Annotated in this window: 12 protein-coding genes; 9 read left to right on the top strand and 3 right to left on the bottom strand. The window is 71.7% G+C overall.

The genetic code is table 11. The features are described from left to right. Nucleotides 1-37 precede the first annotated feature (37 nt). The 7 genes from N4G70_RS31275 to N4G70_RS31245 all read left to right on the top strand — a co-directional run bounded on the left by N4G70_RS31275 (nucleotide 38) and on the right by N4G70_RS31245 (nucleotide 9580). The gene (locus tag N4G70_RS31275) at nucleotides 38-1960 is read left to right on the top strand and encodes an acyl-CoA dehydrogenase family protein (RefSeq protein WP_261716143.1); all 1923 of its coding nucleotides are present in this window, start codon (nucleotides 38-40) and stop codon (nucleotides 1958-1960) included. A gap of 156 nt (nucleotides 1961-2116) precedes the next feature. After that, nucleotides 2117-3367, top strand: coding sequence for a 1-deoxy-D-xylulose-5-phosphate reductoisomerase (dxr, locus tag N4G70_RS31270; protein WP_261716142.1), 1251 nt, complete (start codon nucleotides 2117-2119; stop codon nucleotides 3365-3367). Next, on the top strand, nucleotides 3364-4665 hold the full coding sequence (locus tag N4G70_RS31265) for an RIP metalloprotease (protein WP_261716141.1): 1302 nt from the start codon (nucleotides 3364-3366) through the stop codon (nucleotides 4663-4665). Before dxr ends, N4G70_RS31265 begins: the two co-directional genes overlap by 4 nt. Before the next feature lie 219 nt (nucleotides 4666-4884). After that, entirely contained in the window at nucleotides 4885-6042 is a 1158-nt protein-coding gene (ispG, locus tag N4G70_RS31260) for a flavodoxin-dependent (E)-4-hydroxy-3-methylbut-2-enyl-diphosphate synthase (protein ID WP_261716140.1), read from the top strand. Nucleotides 6043-6363: 321 nt separating this feature from the next. Further along, nucleotides 6364-7209 (top strand): GNAT family N-acetyltransferase, encoded by an 846-nt coding sequence (locus tag N4G70_RS31255; protein WP_261716139.1) that lies wholly within the window; start codon nucleotides 6364-6366, stop codon nucleotides 7207-7209. Between the two features lie 15 nt (nucleotides 7210-7224). Continuing rightward, a complete protein-coding gene (locus tag N4G70_RS31250) occupies nucleotides 7225-7788 on the top strand; it encodes a GNAT family N-acetyltransferase (RefSeq protein WP_261716138.1) in 564 nt (187 codons plus the stop codon). Nucleotides 7789-7879: 91 nt separating this feature from the next. Beyond that, nucleotides 7880-9580: a proline--tRNA ligase gene (locus tag N4G70_RS31245; protein ID WP_261716137.1), complete on the top strand. Its 1701-nt coding sequence runs from the start codon at nucleotides 7880-7882 to the stop codon at nucleotides 9578-9580. Nucleotides 9581-10233: 653 nt separating this feature from the next. On the opposite strand, the gene N4G70_RS31240 is transcribed toward N4G70_RS31245, so the two are convergent. From N4G70_RS31240 to N4G70_RS31230, 3 genes are read right to left on the bottom strand one after another with little or no spacing between them, the layout of a single operon-like run. After that, the gene (locus N4G70_RS31240; protein ID WP_261716136.1) at nucleotides 10234-11145 is read right to left on the bottom strand and encodes an aminoglycoside phosphotransferase family protein; all 912 of its coding nucleotides are present in this window, start codon (nucleotides 11143-11145) and stop codon (nucleotides 10234-10236) included. Nucleotides 11146-11183: 38 nt separating this feature from the next. Beyond that, nucleotides 11184-11630, bottom strand: a complete 447-nt coding sequence (locus N4G70_RS31235) for a ferritin-like domain-containing protein (RefSeq protein WP_261716135.1) — start codon at nucleotides 11628-11630, stop codon at nucleotides 11184-11186. After that, entirely contained in the window at nucleotides 11630-12139 is a 510-nt protein-coding gene (locus N4G70_RS31230; protein WP_261716134.1) for a hypothetical protein, read from the bottom strand. Before N4G70_RS31230 ends, N4G70_RS31235 begins: the two co-directional genes overlap by 1 nt. A gap of 234 nt (nucleotides 12140-12373) precedes the next feature. Between N4G70_RS31230 and rimP the strand changes: the two genes are divergently transcribed. After that, nucleotides 12374-12922 carry a ribosome maturation factor RimP gene (gene rimP / locus N4G70_RS31225; protein ID WP_261716133.1) on the top strand — a complete coding sequence of 183 codons (549 nt, stop codon included), beginning with the start codon at nucleotides 12374-12376 and terminating at the stop codon, nucleotides 12920-12922. A 2-nt stretch (nucleotides 12923-12924) separates the two neighbouring features. After that, nucleotides 12925-13914: a transcription termination factor NusA gene (gene nusA / locus N4G70_RS31220; protein WP_261716132.1), complete on the top strand. Its 990-nt coding sequence runs from the start codon at nucleotides 12925-12927 to the stop codon at nucleotides 13912-13914. Nucleotides 13915-13972: the final 58 nt, after the last annotated feature.

Below are 13972 nucleotides of genomic sequence, written 5' to 3'. Positions count from 1 at the left end.
GCCCGCAGCCGTCGGCCCGCGGCGAGGAGAACCCCTCATGACCGCACCACAGCACAAGCCCAAGGTCTCCGAGCGCGAGGCGCGCCAGGTCGCCGAGGCCGCCCGCGAGCAGGACTGGCGCAAGCCGAGTTTCGCGAAGGAACTCTTCCTCGGCAGGCTGCGCCTCGATCTGATCCACCCCCACCCCCAGCCCGCCCCCGAGGACGTGGAGCGCGGCGAGGCCTTCCTCGCGAAGATGCGCGACTTCTGCGAGACCCGGGTCGACGGCCGCCTCATCGAGCGCGAGTCGAAGATCCCCGACGAGGTCGTGAACGGGCTCAAGGAGCTCGGCGCCCTCGGGATGAAGATCGACACGAAGTACGGGGGCCAGGGGCTCACCCAGGTCTACTACAACAAGGCGCTCGCCCTGGCCGGTTCGGCCAGCCCCGCGATCGGGGCGCTGCTCTCCGCGCACCAGTCGATCGGGGTGCCCCAGCCGCTGAAGCTCTTCGGCACCCAGGAGCAGAAGGACACCTTCCTGCCGCGCTGCGCCCGTACCGACATCTCCGCCTTCCTGCTCACCGAGCCGGACGTGGGCTCCGACCCGGCGCGGCTCGCGACGGCCGCGGTGCCGGACGGGGACGAGTACGTCCTGGACGGCGTGAAGCTGTGGACGACCAACGGCGTCGTCGCGGACCTGCTCGTGGTGATGGCCCGGGTGCCGAAGTCCGAGGGCCACAAGGGCGGGATCACCGCCTTCGTCGTCGAGGCGGACTCGCCGGGGGTCACCGTCGAGAACCGCAACGCCTTCATGGGCCTGCGCGGCATCGAGAACGGCGTCACCCGCTTCCACCAGGTGCGGGTCCCGGCCGCGAACCGGATCGGACCCGAGGGGTCCGGCCTGAAGATCGCCCTGACCACCCTCAACACCGGCCGGCTCTCGCTGCCCGCGATGTGTGTCGGCAGCGGCAAATGGTGTCTGAAAATCGCCCGTGAATGGGCGGGCGCACGCGAGCAGTGGGGGCGGCCGGTCGCGCGGCACGAGGCCGTCGGCGCGAAGATCTCCTTCATCGCCGCCACCACGTTCGCCCTGGAGGCCATGACGGACCTCTCCGCGCAGATGGCCGACGAGAACCGCAACGACATCCGCATCGAGGCCGCCCTCGCCAAGCTGTACGGGTCCGAGATGGGCTGGCTGATCACGGACGAGCTGGTCCAGATCCGCGGCGGCCGCGGCTTCGAGACCGCGGACTCCCTCGCGGCCCGCGGGGAGCGGGCCGTGCCGGCCGAGCAGATGCTCCGGGACATGCGGATCAACCGGATCTTCGAGGGCTCCACCGAGATCATGCATCTGCTGATCGCCCGCGAGGCGGTCGACGCCCATCTGTCCGTGGCGGGCGACCTCATCGACCCCGACAAGACCCTCCAGGACAAGGCGAAGGCGGGCGTGGGAGCGGCCGGGTTCTACGCCAAGTGGCTGCCCAAGCTGGTCGCGGGTCCGGGGCAACTCCCCAACTCCTACGGTGAGTTCGGGCCACTGGCCCAGCACCTGCGTTATGCCGAGCGCTCCGCGCGCAAGCTGGCCCGCTCGACCTTCTACGCGATGTCGCGCTGGCAGGGCCGGATGGAGACCAAGCAGGGTTTCCTCGGCCGGATCGTCGACATCGGGGCGGAGCTGTTCGCGATGAGCGCGGCCTGCGTACGGGCCGAGCACCTGCGGGCCGCCGGCGAGAACGGCCGCGAGGCGGTCCAGCTCGCGGACACCTTCTGCCGCCAGTCGCGCATCCGCGTCGAGGAACTCTTCACCCGGCTGTGGAGCAACACCGACGACCTCGACCGCAAGGTCGTGGACGAGGTCCTCGCCGGTGCGTACACCTGGCTGGAGGAGGGCGCGCTCGACCCCTCGGGCGACGGCCCCTGGATCGCGGACGCGACGCCCGGACCGGCCTCCCGGGACAACGTCCACCGCCCCATCCGCTGAACCGCCCCCGGCGCCGGAGCGACAGGTTCCGCTCCGGCGCCGGGCCCCCGGGCGCCGCCCCGCGAGCGGGGTACGGGACGGCGCCCGCGCACTCGCCCGGGTCCTCTTCGCGGGAGCGCTGTCCTGGCACACAGCGGATGCGGCAACAATGGGGGCATGAGCGACAGCCCAGCCCCCCTCGCCGACCCCCACATCGCCTTCGATCCAGCCGTTGGCCGACGCGATGTGGTCGTCCTCGGATCCACCGGATCCATCGGTACCCAGGCCATCGACCTGGTCCTGCGCAACCCCGACCGCTTCCGGGTGACCGCGCTCTCCGCGGCCGGTGGCCGGGTCGAGCTGCTGGCCGAGCAGGCCCGGCGGCTGCGGGTGCGCACCGTCGCGGTCGCGCGCGAGGACGCCGTGCCCGCGCTGCGCGAGGCGCTGACGGCGCAGTACGGCGGCGAGCCGCTCCCCGAGATCCTCGCGGGCCCCGAAGCGGCCACCGAGCTCGCCGCGTCCCCGTGCCACACCGTCCTCAACGGGATCACCGGCTCGATCGGGCTCGCCCCGACGCTCGCCGCGCTCACGGCCGGCCGCACGCTCGCGCTCGCCAACAAGGAGTCGCTGATCGTCGGCGGCCCGCTGGTCAAGGCGATCGCGAAGCCGGGCCAGATCATCCCCGTCGACTCCGAGCACGCCGCGCTCTTCCAGGCCCTGGCCGCCGGAAAGCGCGCCGATGTGCGCAAGCTCGTGGTGACCGCGTCCGGCGGCCCCTTCCGGGGGCGTACCCGCGACGAACTCGCCGATGTCACCCCGGCCGACGCGCTCGCCCACCCCACCTGGGCGATGGGCCCCGTGATCACCGTCAACTCGGCGACCCTCGTCAACAAGGGACTCGAGGTGATCGAGGCGCATCTGCTCTACGACATCCCCTTCTCGCGCATCGAGGTCGTCGTCCACCCCCAGTCCTTCGTGCACTCCATGGTCGAGTTCACCGACGGCTCCACGCTGGCCCAGGCGACCCCGCCCGACATGCGCGGGCCGATCGCCATCGGCCTCGGCTGGCCCGAGCGGGTTCCGGACGCGGCGCCCGCCTTCGACTGGACCAAGGCCTCGACCTGGGAGTTCTTCCCGCTCGACCATGACGCGTTCCCGGCGGTGGGACTCGCCCGGCACGTCGGGGAATTGGGCGGGACGGCTCCGGCGGTGTTCAATGCCGCGAACGAGGAGTGCGTGGACGCGTTCCTGGCCGGCCGGCTCCCCTTCAGCGGGATCATGGAGACGGTGACGGAGGTCGTCACCGAACACGGGACGCCGGCCGCGGGAACTTCCCTCACGGTCTCGGACGTCCTGGAAGCGGAGACCTGGGCACGTGCCCGGGCCCGGGAACTCGCGGTGAACGCGACAGCGGAGGCGCACGCATGACGATCCTGTTGACGGTCCTCGGCATAGTGCTCTTCGCCCTGGGGCTGCTCATCTCCATCGCGTGGCACGAGCTCGGCCACCTCTCCACGGCCAAGCTCTTCGGGATCCGCGTGCCCCAGTACATGGTCGGCTTCGGCCCCACCATCTGGTCGCGCAAGAAGGGCGACACGGAGTACGGGATCAAGGCGATCCCGGCCGGCGGCTACATCCGCATGATCGGCATGTTCCCGCCCGGCGCGGACGGCCGCATCGCGGCGCGGTCCACCTCGCCCTTCCGCGGCATGATCGAGGACGCCAGAGCCGCCGCCTTCGAGGAGCTCCAGCCCGGCGACGAGGACCGGCTCTTCTACACGCGCAAGCCGTGGAAGCGCGTCATCGTCATGTTCGCGGGCCCGTTCATGAACCTGATCCTCGCGGTCGCGATCTTCCTCGGCGTGCTCATGGGCTTCGGCACGCCGACCCAGACCACCCAGGTCGACGCCGTCCAGAAGTGCGTGATCGCGGCGAGCGAGAAGCGCCAGGTCTGCAAGCCGGGTGACGCGGTCGCGCCCGCCGAGGCCGCGGGCCTGCGCGACGGCGACACCATCGTCGCCTTCAACGGCACGCCCGTGAAGAGCTGGTCCGACCTGTCGGACCGGATCCGCGCGACCATCGGCCCCGCCACGGTCACCGTGGAGCGCCAGGGACAGCAGATCACCCTGCACCCCACGCTCGCCAAGAACATGGTGGCGAAGAAGGACGCGGACGGGCAGGCGGTCCCCGACCAGTTCGTCCCGGCCGGCTACCTCGGCTTCCAGCCCAAGACCGTGATCCAGCCGCTCACCTTCGGCGAGTCGGTGAACCGCATGGGCGACATGGTCGAGAACAGCGTGCACTCGATCGTCGCCCTGCCCGGCAAGATCCCGGACCTGTGGAACGCGGCCTTCGACGGCGGCGAGCGCAAGGCGGACTCCCCGGTCGGTGTGGTCGGCGCGGCCCGCATCAGCGGCGAGGTGCTGAACATGGACGCCCCGACGGAGAACATCATCGCGATGTTCATGACGGTGCTCGCCGTCTTCAACCTGTCGCTGTTCCTGTTCAACATGCTGCCGCTGCTCCCGCTGGACGGCGGCCACATCGCGGGCGCCCTGTGGGAGTCGCTGCGCCGCAAGGTCGCGCGCGTCCTCAAGCGCGCCGACCCGGGCCCGTTCGACGTGGCCAAGCTGATGCCGGTCGCGTACGTGGTGGCCGGGATCTTCATCTGCTTCACCCTGCTCGTGCTCGTCGCGGACGTGGTGAACCCGGTGAAGCTCACCTGAGGGCGGTCAAGGGGCCGGCCCCGGGCGGTTGACCTGCGCGGGACGGACGGAGACGGACGGAGACGGAGGGGCGGTTCGGGCGCACGGCGCGCCGGAGCCGCCCCCTTCGCGTGAACTGTGGGGGCACCGTGTGCCCGGGGCCCCGCGGGTGACGTAACCTCGAAGGCTGGAGCCCGCCGATCTCGGGACCTTGATCCACACCTTGGGGTTGCACAGCAGATGACTGCGATTTCACTGGGAATGCCGTCCGTACCGACCAAGCTGGCCGAGCGTCGCAAGAGCCGTCAGATCCAGGTCGGTTCCGTGGCGGTCGGCGGGGACGCACCCGTCTCGGTGCAGTCCATGACCACGACGAGGACGTCGGACATCGGCGCGACGCTGCAGCAGATCGCCGAACTGACGGCGTCCGGCTGTCAGATCGTGCGGGTCGCCTGCCCGACGCAGGACGATGCCGACGCGCTGGCGACGATCGCGAGGAAGTCGCAGATCCCCGTCATCGCGGACATCCACTTCCAGCCGAAGTACGTGTTCGCGGCCATCGACGCGGGCTGCGCGGCGGTCCGGGTCAACCCGGGCAACATCAAGCAGTTCGACGACAAGGTCAAGGAGATCGCGCTGGCCGCGAAGGACGCGGGCACGCCGATCCGGATCGGCGTCAACGCCGGCTCGCTGGACGCGCGGCTGCTGAAGAAGTACGGCAAGGCCACGCCCGAGGCGCTGGTCGAGTCGGCGCTGTGGGAGGCCTCCCTCTTCGAGGAGCACGGCTTCCGCGACATCAAGATCTCGGTCAAGCACAACGACCCCGTCGTCATGGTGAACGCCTACCGCCAGCTCGCGGCGCAGAGCGACTACCCGCTGCACCTCGGCGTCACCGAGGCGGGCCCCGCCTTCCAGGGCACGATCAAGTCGGCGGTCGCGTTCGGCGCGCTCCTCGCCGAAGGCATCGGCGACACGATCCGGGTCTCCCTCTCGGCTCCGCCCGCGGAGGAGATCAAGGTCGGCATCCAGATCCTGGAGGCGCTGAACCTGCGCCAGCGCCGTCTGGAAATCGTCTCCTGCCCGTCCTGCGGTCGCGCCCAGGTGGACGTGTACAAGCTGGCCGAGGAGGTCACGGCGGGCCTGGAGGGCATGGAGGTTCCGCTGCGGGTCGCGGTCATGGGCTGTGTCGTGAACGGCCCGGGCGAGGCGCGCGAGGCGGACCTGGGTGTCGCCTCCGGCAACGGCAAGGGCCAGATCTTCGTGAAGGGCGAGGTCATCAAGACGGTGCCCGAGTCGAAGATCGTGGAGACGCTGATCGACGAGGCGATGAAGATCGCGGAGCAGATGGAGAAGGACGGGGTTGCCTCGGGGGAGCCGAGGGTGTCCGTGGCGGGCTGAGTTTCTCCCCACCCCGCCCCTTCCCGAGACCCTCCGGGGGCGGGGGTCGGCTGCGGACTGCGGTCGCTTCTCGCGCAGTTCCCCGCGCCTCTAACCCCCTCTCGACTGCGGGCCGTGGTCGCTTCTCGCGCAGTTCCTCGCGCCCCTTAGCTGCTCGGCGCCGGCCCGCATCGGGCAACCTCAGCCCGTCCGGCGTTTGAGGACGAGCGCCGTTCAGGCGCGATACGGGGTCTGGGGCGGAGCCCCAGGGGTGTGGGGGCGTCGGTGGCGCGGTGGCGGGTACAGTGCGGAGATCAGCAGTCCGTCCCGTGAGGCCCCCTCGTGTTGATGCAGACCACCACCCGGGTCCTCGAACCCGGCGACCTCGGCGCGGCGCTCGCCATCCTGGAGAGCGACCCGGTCGCCAACGCCTTCGTGACCTCCCGCGTACAGATCGCCGGCCTCGACCCCTGGCGCCTCGGTGGCGAGATGTGGGGCTGGTACGCGGACGGCCGCCTCCGCTCCCTGTGCTACTCCGGCGCCAACCTCGTACCGATCTGCGCGACCCCCGAGGCGGTACGTTCCTTCGCCGACCGGGCCCGCCGCACGGGCCGCCGCTGCTCCTCGATCGTCGGCCCCGCCGAACCCACCGCCCGGCTGTGGCGGCTGCTCGAACCGCACTGGGGCCCGGCCCGCGACGTACGCCCGCACCAGCCCCTGATGGTCGCCGAGCGGATGCCCGACGACATCGCCCCCGACCCGTACGTCCGCCGCATCCGCAAGGACGAGATGGACGTGATCATGCCGGCCTGCGTCGCCATGTTCACCGAGGAGGTCGGCGTCTCCCCGCTCGCCGGTGACGGCGGACTGCTCTACCAGGCCCGGGTCGCCGAACTCGTCGGCGCGGGGCGCTCGTTCGCCCGTATCGAGGACGGCAAGGTCGTCTTCAAGGCCGAGATCGGCGCCGCCACCAACCAGGCCTGCCAGATCCAGGGCGTGTGGGTCGCCCCCGAACACCGCGGCAAGGGCCTGTCGGCCACCGGCATGGCGGCCGTGCTGCGCTACGCCCTCGCGGACGTCGCCCCCATCGTCAGCCTCTACGTGAACGACTTCAACGCCCCCGCCCGCGCCTGCTACCGGCGGGTCGGCTTCCGCGAGACCGGAGCATTCATGAGCGTGCTCTTCTGAGGTTAGGGTGCGCCCATGCCTGATGACTCTGACGTGACCGTCGGACCGCTCGACCTCGCGGCCCGCGTGGACGAGGCGCTCGCCGTACAGGCGATCGCCTTCGGACTCAGCGCCGAAGAGGTCGGGGTGCGCCGCCACATCGTGCTGCGGCACCTCTCCTACCCCGGTGCCCGGGCACTCGGAGCCACCACCGCCGACGGGCGCCTGGCGGGCTTCGTCTACGGCATGCCCAACGACCGGGCCCACTGGTGGTCCACCGTCGTGGAGCCGTATCTGCGCAACAACGCCACCGACCACTGGCTCGACGACACCTTCGTGATCACCGAGCTGCACGTCCACCCCGACTTCCAGAACCGGGGCGTGGGGCGGGCGCTCATCACCACCATCACCGACACCGCCGCCCAGCCCCGCTCGATCCTCTCCGCGATCGACACCGAGAGCCCCGCCCGCGCCCTGTACCGCGCGCTCGGCTATGTCGACCTCGCCCGCCAGGTGCACTTCCCGAGCGCGGCACGGCGGTACGCGGTGATGGGCGCCCCCCTTCCGCTGCTGCGGCGCGACCCGCCGGACCACCGCTAGCGAGCGGGACCGCGGGAAACGGATTTCCGCGCACTCGGGGCGCCCGGTTAACCTCCAGGCATCACCCCGTGCACGTACAGGAGAGAAATCCATGGCAGCCGCCCAGGTTCAGCGCATGTCCAATCTGATGGCCAAGACATTGCGCGACGACCCGGCGGACGCCGAGACGCTCAGCCACAAGCTCCTGGTCCGCGCCGGATACGTGCGCCGCAACGCCGCCGGCATCTGGACCTGGCTGCCGCTCGGCAAGAAGGTCCTGGACAACATCTCCACCGTGGTCCGCGAGGAGATGGACGCCATCGGCGCGCAGGAGGTGCTGCTGCCCGCGCTGCTGCCCAAGGAGGCGTACGAGGCGAGCGGCCGCTGGGAGGAGTACGGCGACCTGCTGTTCCGCCTCAAGGACCGCAAGGGCGGTGAGTACCTGCTCGGCCCCACGCACGAAGAGGTCTTCACGCAGACCGTCAAGGACCAGTGCACGTCCTACAAGGACCTGCCGGTGATGCTCTACCAGATCCAGACCAAGTACCGCGACGAGGCCCGCCCCCGCTCCGGCGTGCTGCGCGGCCGCGAGTTCCAGATGAAGGACTCGTACTCCTTCGACACCACCGACGAGGGCCTCGCCGAGTCGTACGCCCTGCACCGCGCGGCCTACCAGAAGATCTTCGCGCGCCTCGGCCTCGACTACCGGATCGTGTCCGCCGTCTCCGGCGCCATGGGCGGCTCCGCCTCCGAGGAGTTCCTGGCTCCGGCCGCCGCGGGCGAGGACACCTTCGTGGACTGCCCGGCGTGCGACTACGCGGCCAACACCGAGGCCGTGACCTTCGTCGCCGCCCCGGTCGACGGCTCCGCGCACGGCCCCGTCGAGGAGATCGACACCCCCGACACCCCCACCATCGAGACCCTCGCCGCACACCTCGGCGTCCCCGCCTCGGCCACCCTGAAGAACCTCCTGGTCAAGGTGGACGGCGAGATCGTCGCCGTCGGCGTGCCCGGCGACCGCGAGGTGGACCTCGGCAAGCTCGGCGAGCACCTGGCCCCGGCGGTCGTGGAGCTCGTGACGGCCGAGGACTTCGCCGACCGCCCCGACCTCGTACGCGGCTATGTCGGCCCGCAGGGCCTGGAGAAGGTCCGCTACATCGCCGACCCGCGCATCGCCCCCGGCACCGCCTGGGTCACCGGCGCCAACAAGGCCGACACGCACGCCCGCAACGTGGTCTGCGGCCGCGACTTCGAGGTCGACGACTACCTCGACGTCGTCGTGGTCGAGGAGGGCGACCCCTGCCCGTCCTGCGGGGTCGGCCTCAAGCTGGACCGCGCGATCGAGATCGGCCACATCTTCCAGCTCGGCCGCAAGTACGCCGACACCTTCCAGCTCGACGTCCTCGGCAAGGAGGGCAAGCCGGTCCGGGTCACCATGGGCTCGTACGGCATCGGCGTCTCGCGCGCCGTGGCGGCCCTCGCCGAGCAGACGGCGGACGACAAGGGCCTGTGCTGGCCCGCCGAGATCGCGCCGGCCGATGTGCACGTCGTCGCCGCGGGCAAGGCGGTCCAGACCGAGGCGGCGCTGGACGCGGCCGAGCAGCTGCGTGCGGCGGGGCTGCGGGTGCTGGTGGACGACCGGGCCGGGGTCTCGCCCGGCGTGAAGTTCACGGACGCCGAGCTCATGGGTGTGCCGCAGATCCTGGTCGCCGGGCGGCGGGTCGCCGAGGGTGTCTTCGAGCTGAAGGATCGCCGTACGGGTGAGCGCGAGGAGCTGCCGCTGGCCGAGGCGATCGCCCGCCTGTCGGCCTGACCGCCGGGTTTTCTCCCCCACCCCGCCCCTTCCCGAAACCCTCCGGGGGGTGGGGGACGGCCCGGCGCCCGCCCGCGGGCCGTGCTCGCTTCTCGCGCAGTTCCTCGCGCCCCCAACCCCTCTCGACCCTGCGGATCGTGGTCGCTTCTTGCGCAGTTCCTCGCGCCCCCAACCCCTCTCGACCTGCGGATCGTGGTCGCTTCTTGCGCAGTTCCTCGCGCCCCCAACCCCTCTCGACCTGCGGATCGTGGTCGCTTCTTGCGCAGTTCCCCGCGCCCCCAACCCCTCTCGACCCTGCGGATCGTGGTCGCTTCTTGCGCAGTTCCCCGCGCCCCCAACCCCTCTCGACCTGCGGGCCGTGGTCGCTTCTCGCGCAGTTCCCCGCGCCCCTAAAGGCCCTTCGGTCTGCGGATCGTGGTCGCTTTTCGCGCAGTTCCCCGCGCCCCCAGCTAGTCGGTGCTGGCCCGCACTGGCTACCTTGGGCCGCCGCCGTGTTCCTTGACTGCTCGGTGCTGGCCCGCACGGGGCACCTCAGCCTGTCCGGCGATTGAGGACGAGCGCCGTTCAGGCGCGAACGGGGTCTGGGGCGGAGCCCCAGGGGGCCCGGAACCAACCAACCCCGCTGCACGGGTGGGGGGCGGAGGCCCAGGGGGTTATAGCCAGCCGGCGAATTCCAGGAGGAGTTCCGCGTCCTGGTGGCGGCCCGCCGCCCGCGCCCGCAACCCGGACTCGACCGCCCGGAACAGCGTCCACCCGTGCAGCCGAGCCGGATCGACGTCCAGGGAGTCGGCCAGCTTGTTGACGCGGCGCCGCGCGGCGGACGCCCCGCTCGGCGCCGCGATGAGGTCCTCCACCCGGTCCCGTACCAACCGCGCCAGATCGTAGGCCCGTTCACCCACCAGCGGCTCGGGCCCCACGGTCAACCACGGCGCCCGCTCGCCCGAAAGCACCTTGCTCTGGCGGAAGTTGCCGTGAAGGAGCAGCAACTCCGGCGCGGCGGCGGCCAGTTCGTCGCGGGCGGCGAGCGCGGCCGAGACGAGCGGGGCGAGTTCGGGATCCCGCGAGGCCCGCATCGCCGCGCTCTGGCGCTCCGTGCGGTCGGCCACCGTCTCGAAGGCGTGGCCCGCGGGCGGCTCGACCCACAGCCGCCGCACGATACCGGCCGCCTCCAGCAGGGCCTTGGCCTCGGGCAGCGAGCGCAGCGACACCTCGGGGTGCAGCCGCTCCAGCAGAAGCGCGTCGTCGGGCGTCTCCCCGGACGTCTCCTCGTCCAGCAACTGGGCGGCCCCCCACCCGTGCCAGTGCGCCAGCGCCGCGCGCTCCAGATCGGGGCGGGCGAAGGACGGGGCGACCTTGAGGGCGGCCGGGGTGCCGTCGGGACGGCGTACGAGAGCCACCAGGCTGGAGCGGCCCCCCGGCGCCTGCACCCGGTCGACGGCGAGGCCCCGCCGGGTGGCCGACTCCTCGGCCAGCGCGGGCAGTCGGTCGAGCCAGGGCCCGGCCAGCGCGTCCCCGTACGTCTCGCCGAGCGCGCGGACCAGCCGCTCAGGCGGTTCGAAAGCCATGCGTGTATTGCCCCTTGCTCAGGTACAGCCGGTGGAACTCAGGTACTGGCCGGTGGAACCGGTGCGCTCGGGCGTTCCGCGAGCCCAGGAAAGGCTACGCTGCCGCCCCGCCACCGCACGGCCCGCACCGCCGCCTCACGCAGGGCGAGGGCCGCCTCCTGGCGCAGCGGCCCCTCGGCGGCCCGGACGAGATCGGAGTAGACCCCGGCGACCCGGTCCTCCAGCTCGGTGGCCAGCCGCAGCGCCGCGGACGCGTCCGGCACGGCGAACGGCAGCGCGTAGGCCGGGGCCGCCGCCACCGGCGATCCGCCCAGGTCACGCACCGTACGGGCCAAAAAGTCGCGGCGCGAGCGATGTGCGGTGAGCGCGTCGTGGGCCTCGGTGGCGCGGGCTCCGGCGAGCCGGCCGCCGAGCACCCCGTACCCGTACACCGCCGCGTGTTCGGCGGCCAGCGCGGCCTGCGCGGCGTTCAGGGGCTCGGCCATCAGGCGCCCCCGCCCAGGAGGTAGGCGTGGCCGGCGCCGGAGGCGGCCACCGAGGCGAGCAGCCGGGCGAGCTCCGGCGGTGCGGTGGCCAGGGCCGTCAACTGGGCGTCGGAGGTGCGCCGTTCGGCCTGGGCGAGCTGTTTGAGCGCCTCGTCGGCGTCGGCCGGCACGGAGGAGATGGCGGACGGGGAGGACGGCGCGGCGGCGGAGGGCGTGGGGGAGGAGGACCCGGGGGAGGCCTGCGCGGAGGCGGGCGGCGCGAGCGCCGTGCCGTGCTGTGCGGCCTGCTCGCGCAGCGGCGCGAGGCGCTCCCGCAGCGTCGGATGCATCGCGAGGACCGCGTCGTACTGGGCGACCAGGGCCCGGCTCGCCGCCGAGGTCCGGGCGCGCAGCGCCGCCTCCGTGCGGGCCGCGGCCTCCCGGGCGCCCGGCGCAGAGCTGCGCGTCCCGCCCTCGGAACCCGCGTCGGAGCAGCCGGCCAGCACCCCTGCGGCCGCCGCTCCCGTCACGGCCAGCACACACCTTCGCGTGGTCCCCGGGTGCCGCACGTGTCTCTCCCTGTGTGCCGGTCCGCCGGTGACCGAGTGATCACCGCAGGCGAGCGTACCCGCGGCCGCCGGGCGGTGGACGGCAACACCCTCCCGGACCGGATACCCTTTGACCTGACGGCGGCGGTCGAACGACGGCCGCCGTACGCGACGACGATCCCCCACAACAGCAGACGCGGCCGAGGAGTCACCCGGATGAGCACGACCCAGAGCGACAGGCTGCGCGGTCTCCTGGAGCCGCTCGTCAGCGCGAAGGATCTGGACCTCGAGGAGATCGAGGTGTCCCGGGCGGGCCGCCGGCGCGTACTGCGAATCGTGGTCGACTCCGACCAGGGCGTCGAGCTGGACACCTGCGCAGAGCTGAGCAGGGCGGCCTCCGAGCTGCTCGACGAGAGCGACGCGATGGGCGAGGAGGAGTACGTCCTCGAAGTGACGTCTCCGGGCGCCGAGCGCCCGCTCACCGAACTCCGCCACTACCAGCGCGCCACCGGCCGGCTCGCCCGTCTCCAGCTCAACGACGGCACCGAACTGGTCGCGCGCATCCTCAAGGCCGACGACGACGGCATCGACACCGAGATCCCGGGCGTGAAGGGGCGCAAGCCCACCGCCCGCAGGATCGGTTTCGCCGAGATCGCCAAGGCACGGGTCGAGATCGAGTTCAACCGCAAGGACGGGAAGAACGAGATCGCAGCAGACAGCGAGAACGACATCCTGAACGACATGCACAACGAAGAGGAGGCGTAGCCGTGGACATCGACATGAGTGCCCTGCGGGGTCTGGTCCGGGAGAAGGAGATCTCCTTCGACCTGCTGGTCGAGGCGATCGAGTCGGCGCTCCTCATCGCCTACCACCGCACCGAGGGCAGCTTCCGGCGTGCGCGCGTGAAGCTCGACCGTGAGAACGGTCATGTCACGGTGTGGGCGAAGGAAGACCCGGCCGACCTCGAAGAGGGCCAGGAGCCCAAGGAGTTCGACGACACTCCGTCGGACTTCGGCCGGATCGCGGCGAGCACCGCCAAGCAGGTCATTCTCCAGCGGCTGCGCGACGCCGAGGACGACATCACCTTCGGTGAGTTCGCCGGGCGTGAGGGCGACGTCATCACCGGCGTGGTCCAGCAGGGCAAGGACCCCAAGAACGTCCTGGTCGACATCGGCAAGATGGAGGCCATGCTGCCGGTGCAGGAGCAGGTGCCCGGCGAGGAGTACACGCACGGCCTGCGCCTGCGCACGTACGTCGTTCGGGTGGCCAAGGGTGTCCGCGGTCCTTCGGTGACGCTGTCGCGCACCCACCCCAACCTGGTCAAGAAGCTGTTCGCGCTCGAGGTCCCGGAGATCGCCGACGGTTCGGTGGAGATCACCGCCATCGCCCGCGAGGCCGGTCACCGCACGAAGATCGCCGTGCGGTCGACGCGTTCCGGCATCAACCCGAAGGGTGCCTGTATCGGCCCGATGGGCAGCCGCGTGCGCAGCGTCATGGCCGAGCTGCACGGCGAGAAGATCGACATCGTCGACTGGTCGGACGACCCGGCCGAGATGGTGGCCAACGCGCTGTCCCCGGCCCGGGTCTCCAAGGTCGAGGTCGTGGACCTCGGGGCCCGCTCCGCGCGGGTGACCGTGCCGGACTACCAGCTCTCCCTCGCCATCGGCAAGGAGGGCCAGAACGCCCGGCTCGCCGCCCGCCTCACCGGCTGGCGCATCGACATCCGCCCGGACACCGAGCAGTCCGACCAGGACTGACGGGAATAAGAAGTGGCCCCGCCCCGGTTCCACGGGGCAGGGTGAAGCTTTCTGGACA

The organism is Streptomyces sp. ASQP_92, assembly GCF_025399895.1.
Lineage (GTDB): Bacteria > Actinomycetota > Actinomycetes > Streptomycetales > Streptomycetaceae > Streptomyces.
Note: the sequence above shows the minus strand (reverse complement) of the source record. Positions and strands in the feature narration are given on the sequence as shown.

Bases quoted from the DNA above. Each gene is read 5' to 3' on its own strand.
- rimP (WP_261716133.1), top strand. From the start codon at position 12,374: ATGAGCACGACCCAGAGCGACAGGCTGCGCGGTCTCCTGGAGCCGCTC.
- N4G70_RS31250 (WP_261716138.1), top strand. From the start codon at position 7,225: ATGCCTGATGACTCTGACGTGACCGTCGGACCGCTCGACCTCGCGGCC.
- N4G70_RS31240 (WP_261716136.1), bottom strand. From the start codon at position 11,145: ATGGCTTTCGAACCGCCTGAGCGGCTGGTCCGCGCGCTCGGCGAGACG.
- dxr (WP_261716142.1), top strand. From the start codon at position 2,117: ATGAGCGACAGCCCAGCCCCCCTCGCCGACCCCCACATCGCCTTCGAT.
- ispG (WP_261716140.1), top strand. From the start codon at position 4,885: ATGACTGCGATTTCACTGGGAATGCCGTCCGTACCGACCAAGCTGGCC.
- N4G70_RS31265 (WP_261716141.1), top strand. From the start codon at position 3,364: ATGACGATCCTGTTGACGGTCCTCGGCATAGTGCTCTTCGCCCTGGGG.
- N4G70_RS31235 (WP_261716135.1), bottom strand. From the start codon at position 11,630: ATGGCCGAGCCCCTGAACGCCGCGCAGGCCGCGCTGGCCGCCGAACAC.
- N4G70_RS31245 (WP_261716137.1), top strand. From the start codon at position 7,880: ATGGCAGCCGCCCAGGTTCAGCGCATGTCCAATCTGATGGCCAAGACA.
- N4G70_RS31275 (WP_261716143.1), top strand. From the start codon at position 38: ATGACCGCACCACAGCACAAGCCCAAGGTCTCCGAGCGCGAGGCGCGC.